Genomic DNA, 11,529 nt, shown 5'->3' with positions numbered 1-11,529 from the left:
GGACGCGGGGGACCGGGGGCCGTGGCCTCGCGGGCTACGCCGCCTTGGTGGCGTGCAACGGCGACCAGTGCCACTGCCGCCAGTAGCTCTCCGTGATCTCCAGCCACTCCTCCAGCCGCTCCGCGCCGTCCAGGAACCGGTTGGCGCTGACCACCAGCCAGCTGTAGACGGCCTGGCTGTCCCGGCAGCCGCCGCAGTCCCCGGAGGTGCAGCAGAACTGCAGCGACTCGTAGTCGGCTCCCCAGGCCGCGAAGCCGGGGATCACCGGATTGCCGTTGGCGACGCGCTCCTCGTGGGCCGGGTGGTCCACGCTCAGACTCGGACAGACGTCGTAGCCGAAACGGGCGCCCCAGTGGGAGGTGCCGGTGACGAGGGTGCGGATGAAGTAGGGGTGGCTCACCACCGTCCGCGGGTACAACTCCTTGACCCGCAGCGCCTCCTCCAGCACCCGGCGCTCGTTCTCGATCCGGATCGGGTGGTCGGAGCCGTGCTCACTGTAGAAGTTGAACGTGACGATGTTGCCGTTGTCCTCGATCTTCCGGACCGTCGGTTCCAGGTGGGGCAGGCCGGCCTCGGAGAGAGCGAAGATGAACAGCACCCGGGGGTCGTCGCGGTAGTGGGACAGCGCCGTGTCGAACAGACCGGTGAACTTCGACCCGTTGACGCGGATGGCGCGCAGGTCGTCGTCGAGCGGCCCGCCGCCGAAGACGCTGACGGCGATCGCGATGTGCTCGAAGCCCTGTACGGGCATCGGCCGCAGCCCGTTGGTGGAGACGGTGATGTAGGGGAGCTCCTCGACGAACGCCTCCACCCGGCGCAGGACCAGCGTGGGTTCACCGCCGATCAGCGTCGCCTGGTTGACGCCGTCGTCCCGCAGCCTCCGGGCGAAGGCCTTGATCTTGCCGACGTCGGACAGCTCCCTGACCGCCGTGTCGAAGCCGCCTTCGAAGTACCAGCAGCCCTTGCAGCGGATGTTGCACGTGTTGGTCAGGTGGACCTCGCACGAGCGGACGGTGCGTCCGAGCCGGCGCAGGCGGTGCAGCCGGTCGGCCAGATCCGGCCGCTGCGCCAGCAGGGCGGCCGTGCGCTCCTTGGCCTCCCTGCGGGTGAGGGGGCGTTTGCCGATCGTGACGGACGTTGCCATGGGGGTGTGCTCCTCGTCCTCGGAATCGTCGGAACGCGCTGTTGTGGCCGCTTCCGGCACGCGGCACTCCGGTGCGTCCCGCCCTACTCGGGAACCTTCAGCCCCAGGTTCCTGATGCGCGGCGTCACCTTCTCCCGCCAGACGTCCCGCGCCTGCCCGTTCGTCGTCTGCCGCAGTCCGTAGCGGACGGCCATGCGGGAGCGCTCGGACCGCGAGCTGCCGAAGATGCGCTCGAAACCGGGCCACAGCCGGTCCAGCGCCTGCTGCAGCTCCTCACGGCCCTCGTCCGTCGCCGCCAGGCTGCGGCAGACCCGCGCCCCGTGCGCGATGTGGACCTTCTCGTCGAGGACGATGGTGCGGACGGCCTCGGCCCACGGCTTGTAACTGCTCCGGGCGAACTCGGAGATCATCACCATCGCCGTCTCCTCGCCGATGTAGGAGAAGACGCCGCGCTCGGCCCAGGTGGTGCACGCGTGGAACTCATGGCCTGCGAAGAGTTTCCGCTCGGCGAGCGTCTGCTTCTCCATGTAGGTCGTGTCGACGCCGATGTCGGCGAGGACACGCTTGCCGATCTTGTAGTGGTCGTACTCCTCGACTGCCCGTTCCGCGCAGACCTGCCGCTCCTCGGCGTTCGGCGCCAGCGGCAGGAAGACCTGTACGTAGTCGTCGCCGCCCGAGAGCTCGCCCTCGGTATTGACGATCATTCCCCGGATCGCGATCTCCTGGTAGTCCTCGGGCATCGCGAGGAATTCCGCAGGAGTCCGCACCACGACGACCTCGTCATTCGGAATGGTGGATGACATGCGCGTTTCTGCCCCTCACTCGTCCCGCCGAGTCCGGGTGCACCTGATCACCGGACTCGGCGGAGAAAACATGGACGGGGATTTCGTGCGGCTCGAACGGAACCTTAAATTCCGACTTCGGCTTCCGTGGCGCCGATCAACGCCTTTTCTCGGTGGGTCGGGCTGACGATAGACACACCGGGACGGCCAATCAATGGAACCCTCTCGGCCGCAGTGGCCGATATGTTGCTGAAGGATGTCGGGATCGCACCCCCGTTCCCTCCTCCCCTCGCAGCGGACGACGACCCCGTCCCCCCGTGGAACCCGCTCCGTCCACTGCCCCCCCACCTGCGGCGGATTTCCACCGCCTCCGGTCGGCGCGCGTGCTCGGACCCCCTCGCCGAAAACAAGTCAGGCGCTCCCGCGCGCAATCCTCTGCGCGGAACCGCGGACTCGAATATCAGGCCGAAGAAGAAACCGGAGCGGGCGGGCCGGGCCACCCCGTACGACGGCTCCCGGCCCGTCCACGGCCTGGACAGTCACCTGGGCCTCTATATGCTTGCCGCATGAGGCATCCTGTTCCCCCGCCCGCCGTCGCTTCCCGCCTGGCCAATGTCGCCTCCTCGCCGGTGCGGGACATCCTGTCGCTTACCGCACGCCCTGAAGTGATCTCCTTCGCAGGGGGACTTCCGGCTCCGGAGCTGTTCGACGTCGACGGCCTCAGGGCCGCCTTGGACCGCGTACTGGCCGACGCCCCCGGCCGGGTCCTCCAGTACTCCACCACCGAGGGCGACGCCGACCTGCGCGAGGCCGTCGCACGGCGCCTCACGGCACGGGCACTGCCCACCGACCCCGACGACCTGGTGATCACGACGGGATCGCAACAGGCCCTCACCCTCATCACCACGACCGCCCTGGAGCCCGGCGACGTCGTGCTCGTCGAGGACCCCTGCTACCTGGCCGCCCTCCAGACCTTCGGTTTCGCCGGCGCCCGCGTCGTCCCCGTCCCCACCGACGACGACGGCGTCATCCCCGAGGCCCTGGACGAGATCGTCGCGCGCGAACCGGCCAAGCTGCTCTACCTGGTCCCCACCTTCCAGAACCCCACCGGCCGCACGCTCCCGGCCGCGCGGCGCACCGCCGTCGCCGAGGCCGCCGCCCGGCACGGCTTCTGGATCGTCGAAGACGACCCCTACGGCGAACTCCGCTACGACGGGGAGCAGGTGCCCTGGATCGCCGCGTCCCCCGCCGCGTCCGACCGCACCATCCTGCTCGGTTCCTTCTCCAAGATCATGGCCCCGGGCCTGCGCCTCGGATACCTCCGCGCCCCCGCGGCCATCCGCCGGTCCTGCGTCCTCGCCAAGCAGGCCGCCGACCTCCACACCTCCACCGTCGACCAGGCCGTGGCCGCACGCTACCTGCGCGACAGCGACCTGGACGCCCACATCGGGACCATCTGCGACGCCTACCGGGAACGCCGCGACGCCCTCCTCGACGGCCTGCCCACCGCCCTGCCCCCCGGCAGCCGCTGGAACCACCCGGCGGGCGGCATGTTCGTCTGGGTCGCCCTGCCCGAGGGCCACGACGCCACCCGGCTCCTCCACGTCGCCGTCGGTCACGAGGTGGCCTACGTCCCCGGCGCCCCGTTCTTCGCCGGCACCCCGGACCCGGCCACCCTGCGCCTGTCCTTCACCGCCCACCCTCCCGAGGAGATCACCGAGGGCCTGCGCCGTCTGGCCAAGACCTTCGCGTAACCCGCGCTCCGGAAGGGATCCCCGTGCCCACCGAGTCGACCGCCCCGGCCGACGACGCCCCGATGACCGCGACCGCGCTCAACGAGATGGTCGCGCGGGACTTCGAGGACTACACCGCCTGCCACGTCACCGAGGCCACTTCGACCCACCTCACCATGGAGGCCGACGGCACCCGCCTCCGCCTCCGCCCCGGCGGCACGGTCTCCGGCCCCGAACAGGCCGCCCTCGTCGACCTGGCCGCCTTCCTCCTCGTCAACGCCCGTCTGGGGAGCCCCACCCTCACGGCCCTGACCAGCTCCCTCCAGATCAGCTACCTCAACCGCCCCCCGCCCCGGCCTGCTCCGCACGCACGCGAGGATGGCCAAGTTCGGCAGGAGCCTCTGCGTCGTCCTCGCGGAACTCCGCGACGGCGCCGGCACCCTGGCAGCCACCGCGACGGTCACCTACTCCGTGCCCCCGGCGGTCCCCGGGCCCGGCCCGCGGAGCGGGATCGACGCGGTCGGAGGGATCGCCGGGTAGACGCCGGCGGGAACGACGGGGGAGGCCACGGGGGCCGTTCCCCGTCCGGTGGGGCCGCCGCCCCCGACCACCGGTCAGGAGACGGCGACGGCACCGCCTCTCGGAGCGGCGGCGGACACGGGACCACCGGGCTTCCGCGCGGGGCGGCCCGCCCCGGGGCCGGGCCGCCCCGCGCCTCAGACGCGGTTCGGCTCCTTCTCCCGGACCGGCCTCCCCCCGCCGCCCCGCGCCCGGGGTCCGCCGAGCGCCTGCAGTTCCACGGCCAGCGGGGCGGCGGTCAGCATCGACGAATACGTGCCCACGACGATGCCGATCAGCAGGGCCAGCGCGAAGTCCGTCAGCGACCCGGTGCCCAGCACCACCAGCGCGGCCAGGATGAACACCGCGCCCATGCCCGTGTTCAGCGTGCGCGGCACGGTCTGGAGCAGCGCCGTGTTGGTCACCCGTGCGAAGGACGTCCCCCGGTGGGCCGCCCGCAGCTCGCGGATCCGGTCGAACACGACGACGGAGTCGTTCACCGAGTAGCCGATGACCGTCAGCAGCGCCGCCAGGAACACCCCGTCGACCGGCTTGCCCAGCCAGGCGAACACCCCGACGAGGATCACCGCGTCGTGGACCATCGCCACCACCGCCGCCGTCCCCAGCTGCCAGCGGAACCGGACCGCCAGGTACAGCAGCTGCGCGCCCACGGCCACCGCGAGGGCGATCAGGGCGCCCCGGCGCAGCTCCGCGCCGAGGCTCGGCCCGATCAGCTCGTCGCGGACCTTCTCCGCCTTCCCCCGGCCAGTTCGCCGACGGTCTCGCCGATCCGCGCCGCCTCCTCGTTCGACATCCCGTCCGTGCGCACCGTCAGCCCGCCCTCGCCGGACGTCTGCACCACGGCCCGCGGGAACCCGGCGTCGGCCAGCGCGTCCCGCGCCCGGTCGACGTCCACCGGCGACGAGGTGGAGTACTCCACGAGGCGCCCGCCGGTGAACTCCACCCCGAGGTCCAGCCCCCGCACGAAGATCCCGGCGACCGACAGCAGCAGGGCGGCCGCCGACACGGCGAGCCAGCGGCGGCGGCGGCCCATCAGGTCCGGGTCGCGGCGCAGCAGCCGCTCCCGCACCGCCCCCGTGTCGCCGATGCCCGACAGCCGCGGGCGCCGCCGCACCGCCGCACGGGCCACCGCGAAGTCCGCCAGGGCGCGCGTCACGACCAGCGCGCTCACCATCGACGCCAGCACACCGATGCCGAGCGTCACCCCGAAGCCCCGGACCGGACCGGACGCCAGCAGGAACAGCAGGACCGCCGCGATGAGCGTGGTGATGTTGGAGTCCGCGATGGCGCTGAAGGCCTGCCGGAAGCCGGTCGCCAGCGCCGAGCGCAGGCTGCGGCGGGCGGCCCCGCGCCGCGCGTACTCCTCCCGGGCCCGTTCGAAGACCAGGACGTTCGCGTCGACGGCCATGCCGATCGCCAGCACGAACCCGGCCAGGCCCGGCAGGGTCAGCGTCGCGCCGAGCGCGGCCAGCGCGGCGTACGAGATCACGCCGTAGCAGGCCAGCGCCACCACGGCCAGGCCGCCCAGGAGCCGGTAGACGGCGATGATGAACAGACCGGTGAGGGCCGTGCCGACCGCGGCGGCCTGCGCACTGCCGCGGATCGCCTCCGCGCCCAGCGTCGGGCCGACCGTGCGCTGCTCGACCGTCTCCACCGGGACGGGCAGCGCACCTCCGTTGACCAGCAGCGCCAGCTCGCGCGCCTCGTCGGCGGAGAAACCGCCCGTGATGCGGGTCGAGCCGCCGACGATGCCGGTGCCGCAGCCGACGGTCTCCTCCACCTGCGGTGACGAGATGACCTCCCGGTCCAGCACGATCGCGACGCGCCGGGCCGGGTCGCCGGGCGCGGCGCACGCCGCCTTGCCCGTCAGCCGCGCCCACCGGTCACCGCCCCCGTCCTCGAACTCGACGTCCACATACCAGCCCATGCCCCGCTCCGTGTCGATCACGGCCTTCGCCTCGGCCACGTCGGCCCCGGTCAGCGCCGGCGGCCCCAACCGCAGCCGGCCGCCGGACTCGTCGGCCAGGACCAGCTCCCCGGGCCGCTCCGGCCGGGGCCGCCCGGGCCCGTCCGGGGGCGCGTCGGCCGTTCCGACGACGGGGTGGAAGGTGAGCTGGGCCGTGCGGCCCAGTACGTCGGCGGCCTCGCGCGGGTCCTGCACGCCGGGCAGCTCGACGATGATCCGGCGGTCGCCGGACCGGGTCAGGACGGGTTCGGCGACGCCGAGCGCGTCGATACGGCGGCGCAGCACCTCCACGGTGCGGTCGGTGGCGTTCGCGTCGGCGGCGGCGGTGGGGGAGTCGCGGGTCTCCAGCACGATCTGCGTGCCGCCGCGCAGATCGAGGCCCAGGCGGGCCGGGACGGTCAGGGCGATGTAGACGGACAGGGCGACGACGGCGAGGGCGAGCAGCGCTCGCACCCGCATGGCGCGGGTCAAGGGGCCTCCAGCAGGCGGGACCGCGGCCGCGCACGACGGCGCGCGGGAGGGAAGGGGAAAGGGTCAGCCGGCTGGAGACCGGGGCGGGGCACGCCCCGTGGGGCGCGCGGGCCGGTGGGCGGGAGCGGCGTCCCGGCACGGCACGGGGGCGGCCGGGCCGGCCGCGGGCGGGTCGAGCACGAGCGGCCCCGGCGGCGGGGCCGCGCCGACGGGGGGCGGCACCGACCGGACGCCGGAGGCGTCCGCGTACGGGAGCGGCGCCGCCGAGCAGGCCGCCGCGCACGGGTCGTCGGAGACGGCCGGCCGCTGCGCCCCGGCCGGGGACGGCGCGGCCGCGTGGACCGCGTGGGCGGCCGGCGCGAGGACGCCGAGCACGGCGAGGAGGACGGCGGCCACCGCCGCCGCGGCCGCGCCGAACGCGCCCGCGGCGCGGTGCGCTCCCGTCACGTGTGGCGCGTCGTACCGCGGCATGCCCTCCTCCTCCCCCCGCGTCCCGTTCCTATCACGCCGTACGGTCGTTCACGGCTCGATCAGACCCGCCCTGATGGCGTAACGGGTCAGCTGGAGGCGGTCCCGAAGGCCCAGCTTCTGCAGCAGGTTCGCCCGGTGCCGCTGCACCGTCTTGACACTGATCACCAGGATGTCCGCGATGTCCTTCGAGGAGTGGCCCTCCGCCACCAGCTTGAGGACCTCCTCCTCGCGCGCGGTCAGCACCCGGTCCGGCGGCTCCCCGCCGTGCCGGGCCCGGTCCAGGTAGTCGCGGACCAGGGCCGTCACGGCCCCCGGGTAGAGGAACGGCTCGCCGCGCATCGCCGCCCGGCAGGCCGCGACCAGGTCCCGGTCGGCGACGGACTTGAGCACGTATCCGCAGGCGCCGGCCTTCAGGGACTGGAAGAAGTACTGCTCGTTGTCGTACATGCTCAGCATCAGGATCCGCAGCGACGGGTGGTGCGCGGACAGCTCCCGCGCCGCCTGGAGCCCCGTCATCCGGGGCATCGCCACGTCCAGGACGGCCAGGTCGGCGGGGTGCTCGCGGGCCATGGCGATCGCCTCGGCGCCGTCCCCGGCCTCGGCGACGACCCGCAGGTCCGGTTCGCCGTCCAGGATCAGCCGGACGCCCCGGCGGACCAGCGCGTGGTCGTCGGCGAGCAGGATCCGGACGGGGGAGGTGTCGGACGGGTTCACGCGCGCCTCCCGGCGGCCGGGACGGACAGGGACACCCGGGTGCCGCCGTCGCGGCCGGGGGAGAGGTCGAGCGTGGCGCCGGCGAGCAGGGCCCGCTCCCGCATGCCCCGGACGCCCGCGCCCTCGCGGGCCACGCCGACGCCCCGGCCGTCGTCCTCCACGGAGAGCACCACCCCGCCCGGCGTGCGGCGCAGCACCAGGTCGACCCTGGTCGCCTCGGCGTGCCGGGCGGCGTTGGTGAGCCCCTCCTGCGCGACCCGGTACAGCACCAGCTCCGTCTGGCGGTCCAGCGGCGGCAGGTCCGGGGCGAGGCGGCGCCGCACGACCAGCCCCGTGTGGGTGGCGAAGTCGTCGGCCAGCGACGTCAGCGCGCTGACCAGCCCGAGGTCCTCCAGGACCCCGGGGCGCAGCCGGCGGGCGAGCCGCCGCACCTCGTCCAGGCTCGACCGGGTGATCTCCTGCGCGTGGTGCAGCTCGGCCCGCAGCGGCTCCGGGGCCCGGTCCGCGACCCGCTTCAACCCGAGCAGGACCGCCGTCATGCTCTGGCCGACCTCGTCGTGCAGCTCCTGCGCGACCCGCCGCCGCTCCGCCTCCTGGGCGGACAGGGCGCGGGCGCTGCTGGTGGCGCGCTCCGCCTCCAGCCGGTCCAGCATGTCGTTGAACGTGCGGATCAGCTCCGCCACCCCGCCGTTCCCCGGCACGGGCAGCCGCTGGCCGGGCCGCAGCAGGTCCACGGTCGTCATCTCGCGCGTCAGCCGCTCCAGCGGGGCCAGGCCGACCCGCAGCAGCGCCGCGTTGGCGACGAGCATCACGCCCAGCCCGGCCACCAGGATCACCGCCTCCGTCAGCAGGACCGGTACGGAAACGGTCACCGGCGCCCACAGCAGCAACGCCGTGGCCGCACCCAGGACGAGGGCGTTGAGCCCGAAGATCCGCCAGAACAACGACACGGTGCACGAAACCTTCCTGTAGACCCCCGCCACCACCCCACTATCCCCGGCGGCCGGGGCGCGCGGCCCACCGGGCGGCACCGGCGGCCGGGCGCCCGCCCAGCCTGCCGGGCGCACCCCCCGCCGTCGATGGGGTCCCGCGCCCATCCGGCCCGCCCCGCGCCCGCGCCGTCCGTGCGTTCCTGCACCCCGCACGCCACCGGAAATGAGTGCCGCGCCCCATGGCCCCCGGCGGGCCGGCCGGTCAGGGTGGAGAGCCGGCCGCCCGGCGGCCCGGTGGACCGGGCCCGCCGCGGTGGCCCGCGTGTGTTCCACCCCGTCCGTCCCCCAGGAGGAGTACGCCATGACGCTCGGCAGCGCCGATTCCCACGCCGCCCCCGGACGGCTGACGGAGCACGAGGCCCGGCAGCGCCTCGAACACGAGCGCGAGTCCCGGCTCGCGCAGCTCAAGGCGATCGATGCGGCGGGCGTCGGGCAGCAGGCCGCCGACGACCTCCTCGCCGCGCAGCGGGACTCCGCGCGGCGCGTCCTGAAGGAGATCGACGCGGCGTTCGAGCGCCTGGCCGACGGCACGTACGGCGACTGCCAGGGCTGCGGCAGGGCCATCCCGGCCGAGCGCCTGGAGATCCTGCCCTACACCCGCCACTGCGTCGGCTGCCGGCGCGGGGCGGTCTGACGCCGGACCGGCCCCGCCCGCCGGACCGGCCGCCGCCCTCTCGTACGCCGAGTTCGCCGGGCCATCCCGAAGGCGGGCTCCGCCTGCACGCGCGGGTACGCGGTCCCCGGCGAGCTCGCGGACCGGTTCATCGGCCGGGGCCTGCTGCTCTGGAGCACACGGCGGTCGTCGCGGTCGTCGCCATCGGCATCCCGGGCTGTCCCGCCTTCCTGCTGACGGTGACCGGCACCTCCCCGCCCGGCTGGATGCTCGGCGCGCCGGGCACGGGCGAGGGCCACCGCGTCGACCTCTTCGCGGCGCTCCTGCGCCTGCTCACCGCCTGCCCGCTCGCCCTGGGCACCGGGAACGCGGCCCGCTTCGAGACCGCCGTCGTGGCGCTGAAGGCGCTGGTGGTGCTGGTGATCGTCGTGGGCCTCTCCCACGGGGGGAGCGGCAACTACGCGCCCTCCTTCCCCTATGGGGCTGGCGGCGCCTCCACCGGCGCGGCGACGGTCTTCCTCGCCGTCCTCCGGGTACGACGCGATGAGCGCCGCCGCCGAGGAGTCGCAGGACGCCCGGCGCCCCATGCCCGGGGCGATCCCCTACCCGCTGGCCACCGCCGGTTTCCCGCCGTTCGGCGAGGCGGCCGGACCGACGGACGTCGGCGCCCCGCTCGCCTGCGCCGTCGTCTGCACGGCGTCATCGCGCTCCACTCCCGCCGCCCCGGCCTGCCGCGCTCCCTCCGCGCCCCGTCCACGCCCGTGACCCCCGCGATCGGGGTGATCGCCTCCGTCCGGCCCGTCACCTACCTGCGGGGGAGACGCGGCCGCGGTTCGCGGCGTGGTTCCCGATCGGGCTCGCCGTCCACTTCGGCTGCTCGTACCGCAGGTCGGCCCCGGCCGGGCAGGAGCGGCGCGCGGCCGGCCGCTGACCGGCCTCCCGGGTCCCCCGCCGGACGGGGACGCGTCCCGCCCCGGCACGGTCTTCCTCCCCCGGACGGCGGAGGAGGGCCGTGTCCGGTTCACGACCCCCACGCTCCATACCCTTGCGTATGGTGCTGGGGGGGGACGGCCCGACGGGAGGCGCGGAGTGCTGGACGAGACGGTGTTCCACGGTGCGGAGGTGCCCGAGGACGAGCGGTTGGACCGCTGGCGCGAACACCTGGCGGGCACGTACGTGCCGGTGGAGGTCGCGAGCAGCCACCCGCCCGGCTTCACCGCGCACCAGCGCGTCCTGGCGTTCGGCGCGGTCCGGGTGTGGACGACCGAGCACCCGCCGATGACGCTGCGGCGGACGCCGGCCCTGATCCGGCGCTCCGATCCCGGGCTGCTCCACGTGTCGCTGCCGCTGCGCGGCCGGATGAGCGTGGCCGGACCCGGCGGCGGGGCCGTGGCCGACCCGTACGACCTGTGCGTGCAGGACACCTCCCGGCCCTACGTGATGCGGGCGGAGGCCGACGGCGGCGAGGGGAGGGTGCTGGGCACCGGTCTCCTCGTCGAGCGGCGGCTGGTCGCCCCGCCCGGCCGCGACCGGCCCGCGACCCGGCTGGTCCCGGGCCGGGAGGGGGTCGGCGCGCTGCTGGCGACGCTTCTGCGGCAGCTGGTGGAGGACGCGGGGTCGTACCGCGACGCGGACGGTGCCCGTCTCGGTGCCGTCCTGCTGGACCTGGTGTCCGCCCTGCTCGCGCCCGCGCGGGGCGGGGAGGCGGCGGCCCCGGGCGAGGCGCGGCGGCGGGCGCTGGTGCGGCGCGTCCGGGCGTACGTCCAGCAGCGGCTCCACGACCCGGAGCTGACCCCGCGGGCCGTGGCGGCCGCCCACCACGTCTCGGTGGGCTACCTGCACCGGATCTTCCGGGAAGAGGGCGAGACGGTGGCCGCGTGGATCCGCGCGCAGCGGCTGGAGCGCGCCCGCCGGGACCTGGCGGATCCGGCGCTGGCGGCGACCCCCGTCCACGTCATCGGCGCGCGCTGGGGCTTCCCCCGGGCCTCGGACTTCACCCGGGCGTTCCGCGGCGCGTACGGGGCGCCGCCGAGCGACTGCCGTCCCGGTGCCCGCCCCTGAAGC

At 74.8% G+C, this 11,529-nt stretch carries 9 protein-coding genes and 2 pseudogenes; 5 read left to right on the top strand and 6 right to left on the bottom strand.

The annotated features are described in order from the left end of the window. Positions 1 to 34 precede the first annotated feature (34 nt). Both LUW75_RS02980 and LUW75_RS02975 read right to left on the bottom strand, forming a co-directional pair. Positions 35 to 1,144 carry a radical SAM family protein gene (locus LUW75_RS02980; RefSeq protein WP_250334233.1) on the bottom strand — a complete coding sequence of 370 codons (1,110 nt, stop codon included), beginning with the start codon at positions 1,142 to 1,144 and terminating at the stop codon, positions 35 to 37. 83 nt (positions 1,145 to 1,227) lie between these two features. Next, complete coding sequence (locus tag LUW75_RS02975; protein ID WP_250334232.1) at positions 1,228 to 1,947, bottom strand: Phenylacetic acid catabolic protein; 720 nt, start codon at positions 1,945 to 1,947, stop codon at positions 1,228 to 1,230. Positions 1,948 to 2,492: 545 nt separating this feature from the next. Between LUW75_RS02975 and LUW75_RS02970 the strand changes: the two genes are divergently transcribed. Both LUW75_RS02970 and LUW75_RS02965 read left to right on the top strand, forming a co-directional pair. After that, the gene (locus tag LUW75_RS02970; protein ID WP_250334231.1) at positions 2,493 to 3,680 is read left to right on the top strand and encodes an aminotransferase-like domain-containing protein; all 1,188 of its coding nucleotides are present in this window, start codon (positions 2,493 to 2,495) and stop codon (positions 3,678 to 3,680) included. 357 nt (positions 3,681 to 4,037) lie between these two features. Then, the gene (locus LUW75_RS02965; protein WP_250334230.1) at positions 4,038 to 4,199 is read left to right on the top strand and encodes a hypothetical protein; all 162 of its coding nucleotides are present in this window, start codon (positions 4,038 to 4,040) and stop codon (positions 4,197 to 4,199) included. A gap of 176 nt (positions 4,200 to 4,375) precedes the next feature. Here the strand turns inward: LUW75_RS02965 and secD are convergent. From secD to LUW75_RS02945, 4 genes and pseudogenes are all read right to left on the bottom strand, one after another. Next, positions 4,376 to 6,663, bottom strand: a pseudogene (gene secD, locus LUW75_RS02960) (protein translocase subunit SecD). A gap of 75 nt (positions 6,664 to 6,738) precedes the next feature. Beyond that, positions 6,739 to 7,146 carry a hypothetical protein gene (locus tag LUW75_RS02955; protein WP_250334229.1) on the bottom strand — a complete coding sequence of 136 codons (408 nt, stop codon included), beginning with the start codon at positions 7,144 to 7,146 and terminating at the stop codon, positions 6,739 to 6,741. Positions 7,147 to 7,194: 48 nt separating this feature from the next. Next, positions 7,195 to 7,860: a response regulator gene (locus LUW75_RS02950; RefSeq protein WP_250334228.1), complete on the bottom strand. Its 666-nt coding sequence runs from the start codon at positions 7,858 to 7,860 to the stop codon at positions 7,195 to 7,197. Further along, complete coding sequence (locus LUW75_RS02945; RefSeq protein ID WP_250334227.1) at positions 7,857 to 8,810, bottom strand: HAMP domain-containing sensor histidine kinase; 954 nt, start codon at positions 8,808 to 8,810, stop codon at positions 7,857 to 7,859. The genes LUW75_RS02950 and LUW75_RS02945 overlap by 4 nt, the downstream gene beginning before the upstream one ends. 343 nt (positions 8,811 to 9,153) lie before the next feature. On the opposite strand from LUW75_RS02945, the gene LUW75_RS02940 reads away from it, so the two are divergent. The 3 genes and pseudogenes from LUW75_RS02940 (at position 9,154) to LUW75_RS02930 (ending at position 11,526) form a co-directional block, all read left to right on the top strand. Next, positions 9,154 to 9,486 carry a TraR/DksA family transcriptional regulator gene (locus LUW75_RS02940; protein WP_250334226.1) on the top strand — a complete coding sequence of 111 codons (333 nt, stop codon included), beginning with the start codon at positions 9,154 to 9,156 and terminating at the stop codon, positions 9,484 to 9,486. Between the two features lie 19 nt (positions 9,487 to 9,505). After that, a pseudogene (locus LUW75_RS02935) lies at positions 9,506 to 10,396 on the top strand (hypothetical protein); the annotation flags it as partial. Between the two features lie 158 nt (positions 10,397 to 10,554). Beyond that, positions 10,555 to 11,526, top strand: a complete 972-nt coding sequence (locus LUW75_RS02930) for an AraC-like ligand-binding domain-containing protein (RefSeq protein WP_250334225.1) — start codon at positions 10,555 to 10,557, stop codon at positions 11,524 to 11,526. The last annotated feature ends 3 nt before the right edge of the window (positions 11,527 to 11,529 follow it).

The organism is Streptomyces sp. MRC013 (assembly GCF_023614235.1).
Taxonomy (GTDB): domain Bacteria; phylum Actinomycetota; class Actinomycetes; order Streptomycetales; family Streptomycetaceae; genus Streptomyces.
This window is presented reverse-complemented; position numbering and strand designations above follow the sequence as displayed.